This window comes from Terrisporobacter mayombei (genome assembly GCF_020748465.1).
GTDB lineage: Bacteria > Bacillota > Clostridia > Peptostreptococcales > Peptostreptococcaceae > Terrisporobacter > Terrisporobacter mayombei.
In genome coordinates this window covers 1-22,012 of the sequence record NZ_JAHZMP010000013.1, presented here as the reverse complement: position 1 = coordinate 22,012, position 22,012 = coordinate 1, and the positions used below count along the sequence as shown (strand labels likewise).

Genomic DNA, 22,012 nt, shown 5'->3' with positions numbered 1-22,012 from the left:
TTCAAATATAGACAAAATTTATAAGATTTTTTAAACCTATAAATATTATAACAATAAAAATTCACAAATTCAAGAACTCAATACTAGACTAAAGTCTGTTTTTATAATATAAATTTTTTTTTCCATTGAAAAGTCTAATGAATAAGCCTTTTTGGTAAATTTTGTTTGTTATTATTTTGTCAGTTTTATAATGTTTTTTATACATAAATAAATAATATGACGAAATATGATAAATAAAATGGTTGATAGGTCAAAAGTTTACACACTATAATTATATTGGAATTAACAATTTTATAAATATGCTTTATTAATAGAATTTTTCAATATAAAAGGAGGAGAAATCATGAGTGAGGAAATCAACCTACGTCGCCTTGTGATTAAGTCATATCACATAAACGAAGTAGAATTCGGGGCAGAAAATAACGTTTTTCTAGACGGAAAACTTACAGTTTGTAAAGATGTGTTAAAAGATCTAATAGAGTCAGAGCCTTTAATAAAAGACATAAACATTCAAATAATAAAACCAGGGGACCATGATAGATTTACAAACACTATGATGGACATTATTCCAATTTCAACTAAAGTTTTAGGTAAGATTGGAGAAGGAATAACTCATACTTTAACTGGAGTTTATGTAATGCTTACTGGTGTAGACGTAAATGGAATACAAACTGCTGAATTTGGTTCTTCAGAAGGTAATTTAAAAGAACAATTATTCTTAAATAGACCAGGAACTCCTGGAGACAATGACTATATAATTTCATTTGATGTAACTTTAGCTGATGGTCAAGGACAAGTTAGACCAGGACCTACTGCTGCTCATAGAGCTTGCGATAAATTCTGTAATGAATTTAGAGCTAAGTTAAAGAAATTAAATGGTCACAAATTTACTGAGCGTCATGAGTTTTATGACAAAGTAAGACCAGGTAAGAAAAAAGTTGTTATTATAAAGCAAGTAGCAGGACAAGGTGCTATGTACGATACTCAACTATTCTCTCATGAACCAAGTGCCATGGAAGGTGGAAGAAGTATTATAGATATGGGTAATGTACCTATGATTGTAACACCAAATGAATATAGAGACGGCGCTCTTCGCTGTATGTGCTAAGGAGGTAAAATTATGGGAATAGGACCATCTACTAAAGAAACTACTCTACATCACTTTAGAGATCCTCTACTTGATGTTGTAAGTAATGATGAAGATATAGATTTATTAGGAATTATAGTTGTTGGAACTCCACAAGATAACGAAGATAAATTATTTGTGGGAACAAAGGCTGCGTCTTGGGCTGAGGCCATGAGAGCAGATGGAGCAATACTTTCATCTGATGGTTGGGGAAACTCTCACGTAGACTTTGCCAACACTGTTGAACAAGTTGCAACTAGAGGAATTCCTATTGTAGGACTTACTTTTGTTGGAACTGTTGCTCAATTTGTTGTTGTAAATGAGTATATGGATACAATCGTTGACATGAATAAAAACCCTGAGGGAATTGAAAGTGAAATAGTTGGGGAAAATGAAGTAACTGAATTAGAGGCTAAAAAGGCTCTCGCTTTACTTAAACTAAAAATGAGAAAATACGGAAAATAAAACTTATAAAAAAGTGCTGTAAATTAATTTTGCAGCACTTTTTTATATTTCTGAAATAAATACCTCTTATCTTACTAAAGAATATATAAACTATGCCCAAGTTGTTTTATTTAAACTTTTTTATTGTAAAATCTATTCATCTTATATATAATACCTTTTCAGTAATGGGCATAGTTTCCCTACAAAAAGTGTAGAGAACTAATCTTTAATAGGTATACCCCCCCAGGCGCGTTACCACCGCGCAAGGATTAAAGACCCAGTACAAAAGTAAGTATCCTGCCTTTGTAATTTAATACTATTTGCCATTCCCCCCGGCAACAGACTTATTGGATACCCCCGCAAAGGAATTTCCACCCCTAGCTCTTTTTTGTTGTAGTGCCTAGTTACTACTTTCAGCCCTTAAAATACTGTACTGGTATATTCTTATATGCTGTGGAGACTTTCACCCCAGTGTTTCGTCGACATCCCCTGTACCCTGTCGGGCCATTCGGTTAGTTATCCAGGTCAAACACTCTTCCTTATAAAACCTATCTTATATTCAGTTTTTTAGCATTAAAAAAGACCTATCCAACTGCTTGGATAGGTCGTATTGTTCATAATCTTTAAATTATTAAATTTATCCTCTTGTATAAACTAGTAAAACTAGTTATAATAATTAGTATAAATTTAATAATAACTATGTTTTGCTTATGAGGTATTTGTTCTGAAATACTTTGTAAGAGTTCATAGTTAAAAGGTTACTTGTAACACTAACTGTTGGCGCAGTTGGTACTAATTCCCTCTAAGGTTTGCAGACCTTATGGAAACTTGTAATCTTTTTTTATGCAATTTTTTATATGAGTCTATTATATATCCTTTTTTCTTTTGTGACAATATTTTATTTTATTAACTAAAAATAGCAATAATTCATTTCATAAAGAAACAAATTATTGCCACTTGTCTACATCATTATTTCATGTATATTTTGAAAATCTAGATTATTATTATTTATAAGACTTTCTACTTTTTCTTTGTCTTCTTTGTTACAAAGCCATGAAAGACCACATCCTGCAGATATTTGTCTTGGTACTGGTATTAATCTTCCTGGTACATTTTCACTTTTGCAGGCTTTTTCCATCGCCATTGCTCCTGTTGTTGTATTGAAAGTTACTATTAGTCTCAATTGTTTTTCTCTCATTTTATCACCTTTTATTCATTATAACTTGCTGCTATTTCTTTAACTGCATTTATGGCAGTATCTATTTCTTCTTCTGTGTTATAGTGTGAAAAAGAAAATCTTACGGCACCTTGCTCTACTGTATTCATTGCTTTATGCATAAGTGGTGCGCAGTGTGCTCCTGGTCTTGTAGAAATATCATGATATAAGCTTAGTTCATCAGAAAATGCTGCTGAGTCTATATCTCCTACGTTAAAAGCAACTATAGCCGCTCTTTTATTTTCGAAGTTTCCGTAGATTTTAATGTCTTTTATATCTTTTATTCCGTTATAAAATCTAAACATTAATTCTTCTTCTCTTTTTTGAATATTTTCTATTCCTTCTTCTTTTAAATAGTCAATCGCTGCATTAAGTCCAGCTATGGCATGTCCATTTAGAGTTCCTGCTTCTAATATAGTTGGCATGGCTTCTGGTTGAGTTTTTGAAAAAGTATTAACTCCACTTCCTCCAACTTTTAGAGGCCTAACATCTATTCCTTCTCTTACACAAAGTCCCCCTGTCCCTTGAGGACCTAGAAGTCCTTTATGTCCTGTTAAACAAAGAATATCTATATTCATATCCTGCATATCTATCTCAAAAACTCCTGCACTTTGTGATGCATCTACTATAAGTACTAAGTCATGCTTTTTAGATATTTCTCCTATTTTTTTCACATCTAACACATTTCCTACTAAATTTGACGCATGAGTACAAACTATGGCTTTTGTATTTTCTTTTATTAATTTTTCAAAATCATCATAGTTTATATTTCCATTTTCGTCACATTGTACAACGGAAAGTTCCATACCTTCTTCTTCCAATTCATATAATGGACGAAGTACTGAGTTATGCTCTAAAGATGTTGTTATTGCATGATCTTTATTTGTTAATATACCTTTTATCGCAGTGTTTAAACTTTCTGTTGAGTTACATGTAAAGGCAACTCTTGATGGATTTTTTAAATTAACTAAATCTGAAATTTTTTCTCTTGTATCATAAATTATTCTAGATGCATCTAGTGAGGCTTCATTAGCTCCACGACCTGCATTTCCCATATGTGTCATAGCATTTACTACTGCATCTATAACGCACTGTGGTTTTTTCATAGTTGTAGCTGCATTATCTAAATATATCATTTCATCACCTTTTTCTAGTTAAAAAATTCTCTTATAAACTTAATAAATTTAAGTGCACATTTTGACATGTACATTTCTTTATTTCTCACTATATATAAATTTCTATACATGTCCATTTCTTTAAACTCAAACACTAAGACTTTGTTATCCGTTGCAAAGTCCTCCAAAGACAAATTGGATACTATGGAAATCCCCATGTTGTTTTGTACAGATTTTTTTATGGCTTCTATGGAGTTTAGTGTTGCTATTACATTTAAGTTGTTTATGTCAAAGTTATGAGCTTTTAAAAATTCTCTTATTTCTTTTCTTGTTCCAGATCCTTCTTCTCTCATTATTATTGGTTCTTTTAATAAATCACTTACATGGAAACCTTCTTCTTTCATTTTTATATACTTATCATTTACAGGTGTTATAATAACTAATTTATCTTTGTAAAATGGTTCAAATATTAAAGATGAGTTTTCCATCTCTGTTCCAACTAAACCAACTTCCACTTCTTTATTTATTATTTTATTTATAACTTCACTAGAGTCTCCTTGAAGTATTTTTAACTCACTTCTATTTTTTCTTATATATTTTGGTAAAACTTCTGGAAGTATATATTGTTCTGGAATAGTCGATGCCCCTAGAGTTAACAAGTTACTTCCTTCACTTTTTACATTAAATTCTTGAAAAATTGTATTCTGAATATTTAATATTTGCTTTGCATAAACATATAACTTTTTCCCATCTTCTGTTGGATGTACATCTTTCGTAGTTCTTATAAGGAGTTGCGTATTTAACTCTTTTTCTAATAAGGAAATATGAGAAGATATGGTAGGCTGCGTTAAAAATAGTTTTTTTGCAGCCTGAGAAAAACTTCTACTTTCTATTATCAATGCAAGTGATTCTAATTGTTTTAAATTCATATTAATATGCCACCCTTTCACTTTCTGCACCGTTTTTTCTTGTAATCTTCATATTATCAAAGTATTCAAGCATGGGCTTTGCACTTTTTCTAGATGTATTTAGGGCGTCTCTAAGTTGTGAAATAGTAATTAAATTATCTTGTTCTAATTTTTCACGAACTACTACTTCTGCTTTATCCATAAGGTATTTTAGTGTAAACATTTCTTCATTTATTCTCACTATTTTTTCCTCATCTATTAAAACATTTAGTATATCTCTCACTATATTTTCATCTGCATTAAAGTTTATTTCACTAAGTCGCACAAAATCAAATTCTGCTTTTTTATAAATATTTACTAATGTTTTATCAACATTTTGGAAAGTTTTATCTTTATTTATTTCAAAATCATTTAAACTTAAGTATTCTTTATATTTTTTTATTTCATTTTCCAAGATGAATTTATAAATAATTTGATCGAAAACATTTTGTTTTATCTTAGGATATAGCTTTGTTTTAAGAAGAGATTTTCCAACACCAAATTTATATGGATTTTCATCATGAAAATTTTTTATAAATTCTATTGTCTCTCTTTTTAATCTCATTTCTTCACTACTATGATACACGTAGATATCTTTTTTCATTTCATAAGTTAAAACTAGATTTTCTTCTTTTAATTCATTTATACATTCACTCACTTCTTCTACAGAAAGTCCTGTTAATTTTCCTATTTCTTTTGCAGTTATCATTTCTGGATGTTTTTTAACTAGTAGCTCAACTATATCGCTATGAGATCCTTCTTCTTTTCTTTTTATTTCTTCCAGTTGGATCTTGTTAAAAGGTGTTTTCTTTGTAGGATTTGCATCTAATATAACTCCTCCTCCAACTGTTTCTAAAGGCGAGTAGAAACGAACTATAAATTTATCTCCTCTTCTTACAGCTATTTTTTCTTCCAATCTAAGTTGAGCATAACAAGAGTCTCCTGGTGATGCCTCTTGTACATCTAGTAGTACAGCTCTACATAAAACTTCTGAAGTTCCCGTAAATAAATGAAGTCTGCATCTATTTGATAGAATTCTTTCACTGGAATTTAGCACATTTAATTTTACATCTAGCATCATTGTATCTTCCAAGGAGTTTGGCGGTGCTAATACGTATCCTCTTTTTATTTCATCTTTTTTAAAGTTTGAAATATTTATGGCACTTCTTTGTCCAGCAAAACATTCTTTCACATCTTTGCCATGGACTTGGATACTTCTTATTTTAGCTTTTTTACCAGTAGGATAAATTTCTAATTCATCATCTTTTTTTATACTTCCTGAAATCAAAGTTCCCGTTACTATGGTTCCAAAACCTGATATACTAAAACTTCTGTCAATTGGAAGACGAGGTATGGTATTTATATCTTTTTCAGACAATTCATCTTTTGTCATATGAGTGATTTCTTGTATTAAATTATCTATGCCTTCTCCTGTTACAGATGATACTTCTATCATATTGGCATTTTCAAATACCGAACCTATTAATTCTTCTTTAATCTCTTCCTTTACTAACTCTTTCCACTCATCATCTACCAAGTCACATTTGTTTAAAACTACTATACTTTTGTCAACACCAAGTTGGCTCATAATATCCACATGCTCACGAGTTTGTGGCATCATTCCTTCATCTGCTGCAACAACAAGCATAACAAGGTCCATTCCTATAACTCCTGCAAGCATATTATTTACAAACTTTTCATGGCCTGGAACGTCTATTATTCCAGCTCTATCTCCACTTGGTAAATCAAAATACGTAAATCCAAGATCTATGGTAATTCCTCTTCTTTTTTCTTCTTCCCACCTGTCTGTCTCTTTGCCTGTTAAGGCTCTAATTAAAGCAGTTTTTCCGTGGTCTATATGCCCTGCTGTTCCGATTATAATATTTTTCATTTTTGCTCCCCTTTTGCTATTCTTACTCAAAAGTAGTTATTATTTTTTCATTATTTATATATTAAATTTAAAAATAATTTTAGTTAAACCTTGTAATTTACTCATATAATAAACCAATCGTAAAACAAATTGTTTCACCATTTGTTTATCAATTTGTTACTTTAAAATATCAATAATTTTTTGTGATAATATATCTATTTCATCTTCTAAAACTGTTCTCATATCTAGTATTAGCTTGTCTTCACTTATTCGTCCTACAATTGGATTTTCTCCAAGTCTTAATCTTTCTTCTAGTGCTGATGTTGATATATTCTTAGGAAGTATGGTTACACATTTACTTTCGATTCTTTCTGCTGGTAAAGATCCTCCACCTATTTGAGATAAAGTATCTTCTACTTTCACATGTGCAACGTCTTTTATATCATTTAATTTTTCATATAATTTATTTGCACTTTCTTCTATTTCCTTTATGTCTTTAGTTATAAGTGAAAGTACTGGTATATTTTTTATCGCATCTTCTTCGTTTAAATACTCGTGGAATATCATTTCAAGTATTGTTGCAGTAAACTTATCTATCCTAAATGCCCTCGTAAGAGGATTTTTCTTCATCTTATCGATATATTTCTTCTTTCCAACAATAATTCCAGCCTGAGGGCCTCCTAGGAGCTTGTCTCCTGAGAAAGAAACTATATCTACACCTGCTTTTATGGAATCTTGTACAGTAGGCTCATATTCTAAACCATACTTACTAAGATCAACTAAAACTCCACTTCCTATATCTTCTATAACTGGTATGTCTTTTTCTGTTCCTAATTTACAAAGTTCATATATAGACACACTTTCAGTAAATCCTAGTATTTTAAAATTACTTGTATGAACTTTTAAGAAGGCTCCTGTATTTTCAGTAATAGCATCTTCATAATCTTCCAAATGAGTTTTATTTGTTGTTCCTATTTCAACTAAATCTGCCTTGGAGCTTTTCATTACATCTGGAATTCTAAACTTACCTCCAACTTCAACAAGTTCACCTCTAGAAACTATAACTTCCTTGTTTTCTGCCATAGATGATAAAACAAGCATTACAGCCGCTGCATTATTATTTACTGCCATGGCACCTTCTGCACCAGTTATTTTACAAATTAATTTTTCAAAATGAGAGTAACGTTCTCCTCTTTTGCCTTCTTCCAAGTTATACTCCAAGTTAGAATAGCTTGTCACAACTTCACTAAGATAATCAGCATGTTTTTTTGAAATTATGGCTCTACCTAAGTTTGTATGAAGTATAGTTCCTGTACCATTTATAACCTTTCTTAAGTTATATGAGTAAACTTTTTGAACATTCAAAGCAATATTTTCTACTAAATCATTTATTTTTTCTTCAATCAAAGACATATCATCATTTTCTCTTATGAGGTTTCTAAGTTTATCTATTTCTTCTCTAATAGCATCTACAACCACATCTCTATGATATTTTTCTATTAGATTTATAATTTCAGTTTTTTCTAATAGTACATCAACTTTAGGTATATTTCTAAATAACATATTTTTATTCATATATTGTTCAAGACCTTTCCCCTTTTTTTACTCAAAATCCCTTATAGTAATATAAGTTTTAACTACTAAAGATTTTTGACTAAATTAATACTTTTTTCTTGTTTTTCTATTACTTTTCCTATTATAGCTACTTTAGTGTCCATATTTTTATTTTCAAAGTCTTTAATAATGTTTTCAACTTCACTTTCTGGTAAAGTGATTAACAGTCCTCCAGAAGTTTGTGGATCATATAATACATCTATAAAACTTTCTTCTATATTTTCACTATTTACATCATTTGAGATATAATCCTTATTGTTGTATGTTCCTGCAGGTACTAGACCCATTTTAGCAAACTCTATCGCACCATCAATGTATGGCACTTTTTTCACATCTATTTCAAACGTTACTTTAGAGCTAGATGCCATTTCCATTGCATGTCCAGCAAGACCAAATCCTGTTATATCTGTACAAGCACTTATGTTGTAATTTTCTATAACTTCTTTGGCTTTTTTATTAAGAGAAGTCATTACTGTTACAACTTCATCTATTTGAGATTGTTCAGCCATATCTGCCTTTATTGCCGTATTTATAAGTCCACTTCCTATTTGTTTTGTAAGAATTATTACGTCTCCTGGCTTTGATCCATAATTTTTAAATATTTTCTCTGGATTTACAAATCCTGTTACGCTAAGTCCATACTTAGGTTCATCATCTTGAATAGAATGTCCTCCAGCAAGTATTGCACCAGATTCCATCACCTTAGAGGCTCCTCCTTCCAAAATTCTTCCAAGTATTTTAGGGTCTAAACAATTAGGAAATCCAACTATATTTAAAGCAGTTTTAGGCTCTCCTCCCATTGCATAAACATCACTTAAAGAGTTTGCCGCCGCTATTTGTCCAAATAAATATGGATCATCAACAATTGGAGTAAAAAAGTCTAACGTTTGAATCAAAGCAAGATCATCACTTACTTTATAAATTGCTGCATCATCGCTAGTTTCTATACCTACTAATAAATTTTCATCATGAAACTTTGGTAAATTACCCAAAACTTGGGCAAGGGTCCCAGGACCTATTTTAGCCGCTCAGCCAGCAGTTTTTGTCATATGTGTTAATTTTATATCTTCAGTCATCATATTTCTTCCCTCTTCTATAAATTATTAAATTTGTATACAAACTTACTACTTTCTATAATGTTACTTATAGAAATATTTTATAACAAAACTTAATCTTTGCACACCTTATTTATAGTTTTAGTAATCTTAATACTTAATTATTATATATAATATCTTTATCTCTTAGTTCAAACAAGCTATTCTCATATTTAGCCTTCGGGGATGTCTATCCCGATGACATAGATAGACCCTATAGCACGAAATCAAAATTTCTGACTTAATACTATAGGGTCTAGTCATATTTTAGCCCCTTTTTCAGTTCTAGAGCCCTCAGCATATCCCTTGTTAGACTACCTTTCGGATGTAATTTTGTTATTATTGTATCCATACCCAACAACTGAAAGCATTGTACCTCTCAGTAATTACACGACCTAATTTGCATCACTACAAATTATATGGTTGCCACCTGACCTTTTTATTGGATGTCAACTCCTATCACTTAGGATCTTTGGCACAACAAGGGAAACAGCCTCCTCTAAGTTGTTGATTTTTTGCAACGGCTCAACTAACCTATCTACTTTTTTAAGAGGTTGCAGGCATTCCCTCTTTTTCCATAAATTTTCATTTTTTAAGCATTAAAAAAAGCCTGTTCTTCAATTGTTGAAAAACAGGCTCTAAGTTCATTAGTTGTTAATTAAATGTATATAAAAATTTTATATTATGTACACTTTTTTAAAACTTCCATCTTTACAGATTCATTAAAATTTTATATAATCTAATAAGATTATATTTTTGTAAACAGAAGTTTTAAATTTACTAACTCTTTAATACTGCTCCAACAGTTTTAAGGTTTAATATATATAAGATGCTCCAACATTTTATATATACTGTGGATTTAAGACTTTTTTTTATTTAATTTTTCTAAACTTATTCTACTACGTTTTTTTTCATAATACAAGAAAAAAATCCTTTTTAATTTCAAATAATATATTTTTCTCAAGAATTTCCTTAAAATTTCAACATTTATTCAGTATATAAATATTTTTTTTACAAATCAGTGTTTAACATTATTCCGATTATATTCGCTTTTTGTTGAAAAAGTTTTAGTTACATAATATAATTTTATATGAAGAATAAATTGCGTATACTTTTTAATAGCTTTGATAGTCAAATCGACCAATTGTTTTACAAATTGTCAAACCAATGGTTTTACAATTTATAGTACCAATTGTTACACAATTTGTAATGCAAATTATAAAACCATTGGTTTGACAATTATTAAAATAATTATTTATCATATAGCTTAACCAATTGTTCACCAATAGTAAAACAAATTGCTATACAATTGGTTATTTTCACAAAAGGAGATGAGAAAGTGAAGATAGTAAGTTTTTTCAATGTAAAGGGTGGAGTAGGAAAAACCACTCTAACAATTTTAAGTGCTATAGCTCTTAGTAAAGAGGGGTCTCGCGTTTTAATTATAGACGCAGATACACAGGCTAACTTAACTCAGTTTCTATACAAAGTTTCACATAGTGACAAAACTATGTTTGACGGACTAGCTGATAATTTAAGTGCAGAAGAATTAATAATAAAATCACCTTGCGAAAGATACAAAAACATAGATATAATCCCTTCAGATTTATCATTGTCTGTACTTAGTGAATATTTAACTACAAAAACAAATCGTGAAAAATCAGTATGGAGATGGTTCAAGTCCAATGTGAATGCTTTAGGTGACTATGACTACATATTTGTAGACTTATCACCATCATATGATTTGATTGCAAGAAATTTTATGCTTTGTTCTGATTCAATCATAACTCCTATTGCTTATCAAGATATAGCAAGTATTAGAGGATGTGAGTTATTTTACTTAAAATACAATCAAGATCTTGAAGATATGGAAATGGAGAATATGGCAAAAAGAGCTGTAGTTATAAACTCTTATACTTCAAGAAAACTATCTACCGGCGATATATTCTTGGAAAAACTAAATGAATTTGAGCACATAAAAAAAGACTTAATTAATGCAAAAATATCCGATACAACAGTAATAAAAAATGCAATTCTTTCTAAATTAGACATCGATGATTATTGCAGAAAAATAAAAAAATCTCATAAAGTTAGAGAAGAATTTAAAGAAGTTATTAATGAATTAAAAGAAAGGGATGTATTATAGTGGGACTAGATAAATTTTTAAAAGATGACAAAAAAGAAGAATTAATTTTAACAAAAAAAGACTACAAATCTAAGGTAAATCATATAGTAAAAAACACTTTTGAAAAAGATGATTTAAATTTATTACAAATAGAGAAAGAAAGCACAACTAATAAAAAAGTTCCTATGAGTGTTTACTTTGAGAAGGACGATTTAGATTTATTAAAGGCCATAGCTTTTGAAAAAAACACTACAGTAAATAAAGTTCTTATGAGTATAATAAAAGAACCTTTAAAAACTACAAAAGTAAATTTACCACATAATTTTGATATAAATGAAAAAGCAAAAGAATACGAAGTGAATAGTAAGAAAAGAAAAGTTGAAAAAAAAGTTGAAACAAGAGGCAGAAAAAAGAAAATAAAGTAGGACTTTATGTCCTACTTTTTATTTTTATTATTAAATCTATTTTTTTCAATTTATTAAGTAATTTTAATTCATACTTAGATACGTCTATCTTATGTTTTTTTATTAATTTAACTATATTTATTTACCATTTACTCTATAAAAAATACATAGCCTTAACTTTCCCTCAAATTTTATTTTGATGTTATTGTAATTTAAGGTTTAAATATTTTTACCAATTGTTTAACCAATTGTAATACTAATTGTTTAACAATTGGTTATTTATTTCTATATTCCAATACTTTTATGCTCTCTTTTTGCTCTAATTAAAGTACTCTTTGATATGCCAGTCATAAGTCCTACTTCTTTATATGAATGGGTCTCTAGCAATTTTAAAGCATGTGAAATTTGTTTTTTAGTAAACTTTTTAGGTCTTCCCTCTCTGTAATCATCATTTATTTTAGCCAATTCCTTACCAGATGAAGTTCTCTCAACAATCATGGATCTTTCAAACTGAGAAAATGCAAGAAGACATGTAATTATTAAGTCACCCATGGGGGAATTTTCTATAAGTCCCATATTTAATATATGTATATTAATTTCTCTTTCTTGTAAATTCTTAATAATCTCTAATCCTTCTTTTGTACTTCTACATAATCTATCTAACTTTGTAGTAACTAAAGTATCTCCTTTTTTTAGTTTATCTAATATTTCATTAAACACAGGTCTATGAGATTTAATTCCACTAATTTGTTCTTTATAAATAATTGCATTTTCATATCTCTCTGAAATTTCTCTTTCTTGTATCTCTAAAGAGTTATTATCTAACTGGCTTCTTGAACTAACCCTACAATATCCGTATATCATTACTTCCCCTTTCTACTTTACTGATCAAAATACAGCCGACTTTTGACACTATATTTTGATACTCTTTTATACATTAATATAACTTATATAAAATAAAGGTGTCAATATATATAAGTTATGACACCTTTTATATGATTATTTACTTATTTAATACAACAAAAAAAGACACAAATTGTGTCTTTTTCCACGATACATATATATTATAATATAGTTACGTTTTCTGCTTGAGGACCTCTAGCACCTTTAACTATATTAAAGTTTACTCTTTGACCTTCTTCTAATGATTTAAACCCATCAGTTTGTATAGCTGAAAAATGTACAAATACATCATCTCCACCTTCTACTGATATAAAACCAAATCCTTTTTCATTGTTAAACCATTTTACTATTCCATTATTCATTAAAAAATACTCCTATAAACCTATTTCTAGGTTTTTTAATTTATTTGTGTATTACTACGGATATTATTATAGCACATATGAGTAATAATAGATAGTATTTTTTATATTTTTATTTATTTTTTAGGTTATAAACTTAAATATAAGTATTTAGAAATAAAAAAGACTGCTCTTTAAAGCAATCTTCTATATTTCATTTAATTTCTAAATCTATATATTCTTTTTCAAATATCGTGCATCTAAGATTTCCATAACATAACTTAACATATTACCTTCATTGTCCTTAAAATGAAGTGTTTTCTTGCTAGCTTTCTTGTCAATATTTTTGCAGTTTTTTAATGAATAAGTATTATATGGTTCAATTTCACTACAAAGTTTGTTTTCCATTGCTTGTAATACGTCACCAGAGTGTTTTCCTTCTACTTCATACTTTTCTAGTTCCTTGCCATAAAGTTCTTTAAAACTAATTATACATTTCATTTTCTACTCCTCCTTATTGAACAACTTATATATAAATTCAATAAATAAGTAAAAAAACCTTTATTTCAACAAATTTTATTATATAAATATTTAATTTTCATCCACATTACTTATCTTTAAATTATAACTTTTTTGCTTTTATTTAATATTTCCTACAATTATCCTTCATTATTATCCATTGGAAATATATTGTCCATTTCAAGTTTTTTAACCTCATCTATTTTTAAGATAAACATCTTTTTATTTTTTATAATATAATCTGGAAATCCATTTTTATTTTCTACTAAAACTTTTATTTTCACTGATTTATAATGTTTTCTCGGATCTAAGTCTGCAATGTATGTTGATTTGCTTATCATTTTAGTGAAAGTATTATAATTTAAAAGTTTTTCACTATCATTTTTATATTGTTTGTAGTAGTTGTTTAATTTATCATAAATCGTCTTAAAATCAAAAGCTATATGTATATTATTGGGTAAAATCTTATAATGAACATTTTCTTCTAATCTTATTTTTCTATCTGGTATGTAAATTAAATTATTAATGTCTTTAAGTATTTTTTCATAATCACTCTTAAAACCATTTTGGTTTTCTTCCAATATATTTGATTTTAAGTTGTTAATTATTATGTCAGATACTTCTTCCAAGTCGATTATCTTATTAATCTCAACGCCCAAAGATTCAAATGTATTATATATAAGCTCTAGACCCATCATTGTATATGTAGCTGTATTTATTTCCCTTGAATTACTTAAAGATAGTTTTTCATCAAAACCATATTTAAACCTTGTTACTAAATACTCATTATCAAAGGCTCCATAAATATAATAATTTAAAACTCTAAAGTATAAACTCTTTGAAAATCTTCTTATCAATTTTTTACCCTCTTCACTATTACATAAAAACTCCACAGATTCTTTTCCTTCTCTAGTAAAATTGCTTATGGTATACCATACTATATTTGATCTGCTTTTTACAGCAGTTTCTTGAATTTCTTCGTCTCCTGAAATTATTAAAGATGCATTATAAGCAAATTTCTGCAAAGTTAAATTTTCAGTGACTTTGGTATTTTCATATTCTTCTGTAATGGCATGAATATGATTCGATAGGGAATTTATTTTACAATCGCTTACCTTTGAAATTTTCACGTCATCTAAAAATACAGGTAAGTAAGTTTCATCAAAGGATTTAAGCAGTTCAAAATCTGTTGATACAGATAAATTTATTGCTGGATTTGTGTCGTTAAATAATAACCTTAAAATTTTTAGTACTTTACTTTTACCACTTTTACTTTCTCCCAAATTTTGAAGTATTGGCAAATTGTCTATGGAAGACTCTCTCGCAAAAGTATTCAATATATTTGCAGCTCCAAGACCCAGAGTGTTATATATATTTTCCTTTGAATTACAATTAAATAAATGTTTACTTAATCTTTCCGCTTCATCTTTATTTAAAATATTAAGGTTAGTAAAATCAATATTATGAATCATATTTGTTGCTTTCCCTGTAGTATCAAAGTCTCCATTGGCTTTTAGTATACCTTTGTTTGTAACAAGAACATATTCATCATTTATTTTTCTTATTCCTGTTCTTGTAAATATAGATATATATTCTTTAATGAAGTAATTTATAATCCATTGATGAAGTTTTGTTAGGTCTTGTATTTCCCCATAAAAAATATAATCAATTCCTAGGTATCTTCTAAAAATTTTCACATCAGAAAAACATTCTCTTGCATCGGCTTCAATAATTGACTGTCTATGATTTGATTTAAGGTTAAGCTTTATAATTTGATCATTATTGTCTTCATTTCTATATAATGTAGCATCTATTATTTTAAAGTTTGTTAGATTACGCCTACTTTCTTTCACTTCTTCATTTTCTATTTTATCTATAATTTCATATATTCCATTTTCATCTTGTTGTAGAGTATTTTTATCTAATATATTTAAAGATTTTTTTACTATTTGTAAAAGTTCATTAGATGTTTTACCAGATTCTAACCAATCTGTAACGTCTTTGTTTTTTCCATTGCCTATTTTTTCAACTCCTGGTAAATCAATTATTTTTAGTCCCTTACAACACTTTTTTAATTTTTCTATCATAAAGTTTTTAAACTCTTGCCCCGATTTTCCGCTGTCTCCTATGAAAGCCACTTTGGCATTTTTTAAATCTTCATTATAAGAATTTTGCCATTTTTTTGTATAAATAGTTGTAGCTGGAAAATTTATTTTTCTTAAAGTTTCCACGTCTTTTTCACCTTCAACAAAGAATATCCAATCATCTTTTAATATTACCTTTTTAATTTCTACTAAATTATAAAGGACTTTTTTGCATTGCTCAAAATCTTCATGCTCTCCATATTTATAACCTATGTCCATTTCTATTAAAGACTTTGTTATAAAATGCTTTTTACCAAATAAGTTTTTATATTTGGTTTTACAATATAATGGCTTTTTATCTTCATCAAAATAAATATAAATTTCTTCTAAATTATACGTTTCTTTGTTTTTTATTATTTTTGACTGGTTTGTTTTTATAAAATTTTTAAAGTTTTCTACTTTATTGTCGCTGATAGTGTTGTACTTCAACTCCCTACCTAAGATGTCATAAGCTCTTCTTAAGGCTGTTGTATTATCTAGGTTTTCCATCCTACAAATAAAGTTTAAAATATCTCCTTTTTCCCCACATCCAAAACAATGGTAAATAGCTCTATTTCCTTTGTCACTGAGTCTTAAGCTTGGTGTTTTATCATTGTGAAACACACAATTTGTATAATATCCAGTATTATCTTTTTCTAAATTTATATTGTAATTTTGCATAATTGATATTAAACAATTTAATGATCTTATTTCATCTACTGCGTCTTTAAAAACATCTTTGTTTTCCATTAAGACCACCACCTAACTGTGTATTACTTTGCATTTTTCGAGGAATTTGTTGTACCGTATTTGTATATTTCAATTAAACAACCTCCTTTTTAGGAGGGCTTACAGTCTCTTATTAGCAAAACTTAAGAGACTTTTATGCCCAAATGTTTATGTTATAATATTTTATAGTGTAAAATATTATAACATAAACATTTACAAAATATATTGTAAATTAAACGCTTCCGAATCAATTCGCAATATTTAATTTACATATTAAAATTTTCAAGTTCTAATATAAATCTTATTCAAAATAAAAGATTGTAATTACGATGTTAAATTATATTTTTTAATAAAAAAACTGATAGGAATAAATCCTATCAGTCTTTTTAACATATATGCTAATATTAAACTTTAGCTACATACTCGTAAGCTAGTGGAACTATCTTACCTGGAGTTTGTATTTCGTGTAATTGAACTAAAGTATCTTTAACTATGTTGTATTGCATTTCTCTGTTGTTTGGTTCTCCAGCGTTAGCACCCATTGGAACAAGTGGAGCAACTGCTCTTGGAGTTCCTGTTTGTCTAACTACTGGTGGAAGAGCTGCTATTATAACTGTTGGTATACCAGCTTCTTCAATCGCTCTCTGCACTAAAACTGCAGAGCGGTGGCAAGTTCCTCAGCCAGCTGTAAGAAGAACACCATCAACGCCTTCTTCTTTTAATATTCTAGCTATTTCTGGACCTGTTTCTTCTTTGAATTTTTGTTGGTTTCCACCACCACCCATGAATCCTATGTGTACTGGTGCAACTCCACCTATAAATCCTTCAGCTGCAAGTTCGTGTAATCTATCTATTGGGAACATACAGTTTATATCTTTATTAACGTCTCCATTATCGTATCCTCCGTGAGATACCATAAGATCTTTTGATAACATATTATCTCTAACTTCTCTGAAAGAGAAATCACCAGCTAAATTGAAACGCTTGTCATCTTTGTGATGAACACCAGCTGCAGTAGCAAGAGCTATTTTCATCTCTTTTAAAGGCTTAGTTACAGGAGCCCATACTGATGGTGGTGTTATTGGAACGAATATTTCAGATTGCATTCCTTTAACTACTGTTAAACTCATCTTTTTTCCCCCTTTTAATTTACTCAATTTACAAATCGTCATGTAAATGAGCCTGAGTTAATTTACTACTCAAATCTATATTTTTAAATATACAAGTTTTGAGTAAATCTATTTATTAGACATTTCGTCGATTTTTTTATTTCTAGTCATAAGATTTGAAATATATTTTTCATTAATCTCATCACCTAATTGTTCAACAAAGCTCATATTAAAGCCTACTTCTTGACCAATTTTGATTTCGTAATCGGAAATAAACATTCTCATTGGAACTTTTAAGTATCCTAGACGTCCCTTTAGATCAACGCTTACGCATCCATCGTGGACTTCTACAATAACACCTTCCATATAAAGAATTTTATCACCGTATTTTAGTTTATCATTTTTCATTATGCGTCAGTTCTTCCTAGCTATATTTTGCCTTACGCTTGTCACTCATTGGAAGAGAAGTTTCGTTTTCAACTAACTCAACTGGCTTTCCAGTAACATTAGATATTAATTCTATGTTAGTGTCTTTTACGTTTGGATTCCATTTCTTTTCTGGTTTAGCTATTGCTTCTCCACCCATTTCAGTTTTTAATGAAGAAAGAGCTCTTATAGCATCTTCATGGCATAAAGTGTTGCATCCTAATACTTCGTTTTCTATACCAGCTTCTGATTTGTTGTTATCTACCATGTTAGTCATATACTTGTTACCAACAACTAGAGCACCTTGAACAGCACAGAATGACATACCAACTACTGGTATTCCTCTCATACCTATTTGCTCTATGTGAGAAGCGAAGTCTATATGGTTGTTTCCGAATCCTTCAGTAGTAACGAAAGCACCATCAACATCTAAAGCTTCAGCCATCATACCAACTCTTCTTGATACGTAGAATTTCTCAGAGTTTATTTGAGGAGATCCAACAAATATAACACCACATAAATCTACTTCTTCATCATGTAAAGCTTCAAGTACTAATGGCTCTCTCCAGTAATGTCTAGACATTTCTTTTGAAGCAGGTCCTATACAAGTTAATGCATGTATACAACCATCTAATACTTCAAGTGGAGATACCATAACTGGCACGTTTCCTAAGTCAACGTTTGGCTTAGCTCCTAATATTCCAACTGGTTCCATTGGTAATATTAAGTTATCATGCATTGCACCTTGACCCATTATTTCTTTTACTATAACAACTTTTTTCTTTCCTGGTCTTCTTACTTGATCGAAAGTTTCACTATCTACTATTAATTCATCATCAAGTTTTTTAAGAGCTTCTCTTACTTCTTGAGTTATGAAATCAGTAGCAGCATGAGCAGCAAGAGGTCCTGGTCTTTCCATGTTAGTTCCTTCTTTGATTATAACTTCTGTTTTGATGAATATTTCACCTTTTTCAGGACAACCTGGTCTTCCCCACATGATATTTTCTTCTAAGATACCTTCAGATGAACCGAATTCTCCTATTTGAACACCATTTGCATCAGTACCAGTTACCATCATTACAACACCATCTATTACTCTAGTAGTTCCAAGACCTAATTCATCTTCACCATCTTTAGTAGCTATTGGTTGAACATCCATTATAGTCTCAGAGTAAGTGTTGTATCTATCTGGAGTTATTATATCTATTTTTAAGCTATTTACTAACTTTTGGCTAGCTACAGCTTCTTCTTCTATACCTTCTCTGATGTATAAAACAGTACCTTCTATTTTAGTTTCAGGCCCTCTTTTAACTTCAGTTATTTTGTAGTGGTTTCTAGTTAAGCTTCTAACTACTTTAGCTTCTTTTTCTACTTCTTTAGCTGCAGGTGCAACAGAAGCATTTTCACCAACTGGAACTACTTGAGCTCCACCTTGAGAAGCGAATCCACCAACTGGTATTTCTATATTAATGTCTTTTCCTTCACCTATGTGGATTTTTAATCTTCCACCTTGTACTTGAGTAGCAACTGGTGCTGGTTTTACTTCTTCTTTAACTTCTTCTACTACAGCTTCTTCTTCTTTAGTTTCAACTATAGCATCTATAACATCAGCAGTTATTGGAGTTAAAGAATCACAAGTTTTAGTTAATTTTGCACCTAATATTTGGCCTATAGTTAAGCAACCATCTAAGTTTAAAAGTCCAGAATCTACTAATTCATCGAATATAGCAGGATCTTCTAAGTTAGCAGGTCCTATAACTAATCCTTCTTCTGCTCTACAGCAAAATACCGCAGGGTCATTTGCATGTTGCTTAGCAGTTTCAGCAGTTATTGACATAAGTTTTCCCCCTTATATAATAAATCATTTTATTTTTATAATTTGAACATGAAATACTAATTTATATCAAAGAAATTTCTTTCTTTGTTAACATTTAATTATTTATAGAAGTATTTTTATACTTTCTATAAGTTTTCCCTTATTTGAGAAAATTAATCTATAACAAACTCTACGCGGATGTCTTTTCCTTCTTTAAGGTTTATAACAAGTCCACCATCATCAGTAAATGATGCAAAGTTAGTTTCAGCTGTTTCTACTTTTGGCTCTTCTACTGATTGAGCTTTAACAAGTACTTCTTCTACTACTTCCTCTCCAAGTTGAGGAACTGTTTTAGAAGCAGTCATATATCTTATTACATCTTTTCCTGCTGTTTTTAATACAGTATCTGTTTGGTGATGAACTTCTATATTCATCTTTGGAGCAGATCCCATAACTGTATTTGAACAGTCTGTACAGTTTCCTATAAGTATATGTTTAGCTCCAGCTTTTTTGATGTTCATAACTTTTAATGCTTGTCCTGGACAATTTCCTGGGTTTTCACATTTTAAGTTACCTTTAACATCTGCTGCTTGCTTACATTTTTGAACACAAACAACTTCAGCATTCATTTTTTTAGCTAAGTCTTGCATTCTTTCTTCGTTACCACCACAAGCACAAATTAAAAGTCCCATTTTTTCACCTTTTAAATCTTCAAAAGGTTGAGTTACTATTATTCCACCTGTAGTTTTAGTTATTGGAGCATCTAATTCACAAGCTTTACCAGTGAATGGTCCACCCATGATTACTTCTCCATACTCTCCATCTATTCCGCCAGCTCTCTCTATTAATTCTTTAACAGAAGTACCAACTGGAACATCCATGAATACGTGAGGTTCAGTACCACCATTTAATTTACCAACAACTGTAACGTTTTTAGAGAAACATGGCTTTCTAAGCTCTATTGCCTCAGCAACTCTTTGAAGAGTTTCAACGTTTATAACTACAGCATCTGCTACTGATGGTAAATCAGTTGGTTGAAGTAATATTCCTAAAACTTCTCTTACAACAGCTCTTTCCTCACCCATTGGGTAAATATCTGGAAGTAAGTGTATATCTAAAGAATCATCACCCTTAGTACCTTCAACTAAAGCATCAACAGCTTTTTGGTTTTTAGCCTTAAGTGCGAATATTCCTTTTTCTGCTTGGCAAATTTCCATAACATATTTAAGACCTCTTACAGTCATATCTGTATTGTCTACCATTTGGTCTACGTTATGGTGAAGTAGTGGTTCACACTCAGCAGCGTTAACAAGGATGTATTTTACTTTTGTTCCAAGTTTTATAGCTGTTGGGAATCCTGCACCACCCATTCCTACTACACCAGCATCTTTTATAAGTTGAAGTTTGTCATCTCCTTCTAACTTAATAAACTCTTCTGGTTGTTCTTCATCTCTTTCTATTATTATGGCATCTTCAGTTATTTCTGAAACATTACCATATACACTAGAGAATATGTTAGCACCTAGTCCTGTAGGTTTAGCTATTAGAGAACCTTTTTTTACTTTATCTCCAACTTTAACTACCGCCTCACAAGGAGCCCCAACATGTTGTCTAAGTAATATCTTTTGTAATCCCATTAAGTTCACCCCCTAATAATATAAAGCATATATTTGAAAATAATTTGCTTTTATCATTAAAAAATAAAAAAACATTAAATTTCCTTATTTTTAATATTTAATCATATAGTTTTTTTTATATGTGTTAAAAAAATCACACTGAAAACCTTTTCACTTTTTCAAAAAAAATATTTTACTGGCGGGAGAATGTGGGAATCGAACCCACCTAGGATGCTACTAACACCCCACACTGGTTTTGAAGACCAGGAGGCACACCAGTTACCTATCTACTCCCATTTACGCTTCCTAAATCATTATAACATCATTTATCGATAAATATTATAAAATATTTTCAAATATAGACAAAATTTATAAGATTTTTTAAACCTATAAATATTATAACAATAAAAATTCACAAATTCAAGAACTCAATACTAGACTAAAGTCTGTTTTTATAATATAAATTTTTTTTTCCATT

At 29.8% G+C, this 22,012-nt stretch carries 18 protein-coding genes and 1 tRNA gene; 4 read left to right on the top strand and 15 right to left on the bottom strand.

Annotation, left to right across the window (positions count from 1 at the left end):
* Positions 1-343: 343 nt before the first annotated feature.
* On the top strand, positions 344-1,108 hold the full coding sequence (gene prdD / locus K0039_RS19520) for a proline reductase cluster protein PrdD (RefSeq protein WP_228106714.1): 765 nt from the start codon (positions 344-346) through the stop codon (positions 1,106-1,108).
* 12 nt (positions 1,109-1,120) lie between these two features.
* Entirely contained in the window at positions 1,121-1,591 is a 471-nt protein-coding gene (locus K0039_RS19515) for a glycine/sarcosine/betaine reductase component B subunit (protein ID WP_228106713.1), read from the top strand.
* A gap of 940 nt (positions 1,592-2,531) precedes the next feature.
* Here the strand turns inward: K0039_RS19515 and K0039_RS19510 are convergent.
* From K0039_RS19510 to selD, 6 genes are all read right to left on the bottom strand, one after another.
* Entirely contained in the window at positions 2,532-2,768 is a 237-nt protein-coding gene (locus K0039_RS19510) for a putative Se/S carrier protein (RefSeq protein ID WP_228106712.1), read from the bottom strand.
* Between the two features lie 11 nt (positions 2,769-2,779).
* On the bottom strand, positions 2,780-3,922 hold the full coding sequence (locus K0039_RS19505; protein WP_228106711.1) for an aminotransferase class V-fold PLP-dependent enzyme: 1,143 nt from the start codon (positions 3,920-3,922) through the stop codon (positions 2,780-2,782).
* Between the two features lie 14 nt (positions 3,923-3,936).
* The gene (locus K0039_RS19500) at positions 3,937-4,830 is read right to left on the bottom strand and encodes a selenium metabolism-associated LysR family transcriptional regulator (protein ID WP_228106710.1); all 894 of its coding nucleotides are present in this window, start codon (positions 4,828-4,830) and stop codon (positions 3,937-3,939) included.
* A gap of 1 nt (position 4,831) precedes the next feature.
* A complete protein-coding gene (gene selB, locus K0039_RS19495) occupies positions 4,832-6,739 on the bottom strand; it encodes a selenocysteine-specific translation elongation factor (protein WP_228106709.1) in 1,908 nt (635 codons plus the stop codon).
* A 156-nt stretch (positions 6,740-6,895) separates the two neighbouring features.
* The gene (selA, locus tag K0039_RS19490) at positions 6,896-8,293 is read right to left on the bottom strand and encodes an L-seryl-tRNA(Sec) selenium transferase (RefSeq protein ID WP_228106708.1); all 1,398 of its coding nucleotides are present in this window, start codon (positions 8,291-8,293) and stop codon (positions 6,896-6,898) included.
* A 65-nt stretch (positions 8,294-8,358) separates the two neighbouring features.
* Complete coding sequence (gene selD, locus K0039_RS19485; RefSeq protein ID WP_228106715.1) at positions 8,359-9,408, bottom strand: selenide, water dikinase SelD; 1,050 nt, start codon at positions 9,406-9,408, stop codon at positions 8,359-8,361.
* A 1,357-nt stretch (positions 9,409-10,765) separates the two neighbouring features.
* Here selD and K0039_RS19480 point away from each other — a divergent pair.
* Together K0039_RS19480 and K0039_RS19475 are read left to right on the top strand one after the other, a co-directional pair.
* Positions 10,766-11,572, top strand: coding sequence for a ParA family protein (locus tag K0039_RS19480; protein WP_228106707.1), 807 nt, complete (start codon positions 10,766-10,768; stop codon positions 11,570-11,572).
* Positions 11,572-11,976, top strand: a complete 405-nt coding sequence (locus tag K0039_RS19475; RefSeq protein ID WP_228106706.1) for a hypothetical protein — start codon at positions 11,572-11,574, stop codon at positions 11,974-11,976. Before K0039_RS19480 ends, K0039_RS19475 begins: the two co-directional genes overlap by 1 nt.
* A gap of 264 nt (positions 11,977-12,240) precedes the next feature.
* Here the strand turns inward: K0039_RS19475 and K0039_RS19470 are convergent, their stop codons facing one another.
* The 9 genes from K0039_RS19470 to K0039_RS19430 all read right to left on the bottom strand — a co-directional run bounded on the left by K0039_RS19470 (position 12,241) and on the right by K0039_RS19430 (position 21,829).
* Positions 12,241-12,819 carry a recombinase family protein gene (locus K0039_RS19470; protein WP_228106705.1) on the bottom strand — a complete coding sequence of 193 codons (579 nt, stop codon included), beginning with the start codon at positions 12,817-12,819 and terminating at the stop codon, positions 12,241-12,243.
* 200 nt (positions 12,820-13,019) lie between these two features.
* Positions 13,020-13,220, bottom strand: coding sequence for a cold-shock protein (locus tag K0039_RS19465; RefSeq protein ID WP_168572243.1), 201 nt, complete (start codon positions 13,218-13,220; stop codon positions 13,020-13,022).
* 207 nt (positions 13,221-13,427) lie between these two features.
* Positions 13,428-13,697: a hypothetical protein gene (locus K0039_RS19460; RefSeq protein WP_228106704.1), complete on the bottom strand. Its 270-nt coding sequence runs from the start codon at positions 13,695-13,697 to the stop codon at positions 13,428-13,430.
* A gap of 158 nt (positions 13,698-13,855) precedes the next feature.
* Entirely contained in the window at positions 13,856-16,588 is a 2,733-nt protein-coding gene (locus tag K0039_RS19455) for a CHC2 zinc finger domain-containing protein (protein WP_228106703.1), read from the bottom strand.
* A gap of 383 nt (positions 16,589-16,971) precedes the next feature.
* Positions 16,972-17,697 (bottom strand): D-proline reductase (dithiol) protein PrdB, encoded by a 726-nt coding sequence (gene prdB, locus K0039_RS19450; RefSeq protein WP_228106702.1) that lies wholly within the window; start codon positions 17,695-17,697, stop codon positions 16,972-16,974.
* A 108-nt stretch (positions 17,698-17,805) separates the two neighbouring features.
* Positions 17,806-18,084 (bottom strand): CBO2463/CBO2479 domain-containing protein, encoded by a 279-nt coding sequence (locus K0039_RS19445; RefSeq protein WP_228106701.1) that lies wholly within the window; start codon positions 18,082-18,084, stop codon positions 17,806-17,808.
* A 16-nt stretch (positions 18,085-18,100) separates the two neighbouring features.
* Complete coding sequence (gene prdA, locus K0039_RS19440; RefSeq protein ID WP_228106700.1) at positions 18,101-19,939, bottom strand: D-proline reductase (dithiol) proprotein PrdA; 1,839 nt, start codon at positions 19,937-19,939, stop codon at positions 18,101-18,103.
* A 152-nt stretch (positions 19,940-20,091) separates the two neighbouring features.
* Complete coding sequence (prdC, locus tag K0039_RS19435) at positions 20,092-21,555, bottom strand: proline reductase-associated electron transfer protein PrdC (RefSeq protein ID WP_228106699.1); 1,464 nt, start codon at positions 21,553-21,555, stop codon at positions 20,092-20,094.
* 176 nt (positions 21,556-21,731) lie between these two features.
* Positions 21,732-21,829 (bottom strand) — tRNA-Sec (locus tag K0039_RS19430).
* Positions 21,830-22,012: the final 183 nt, after the last annotated feature.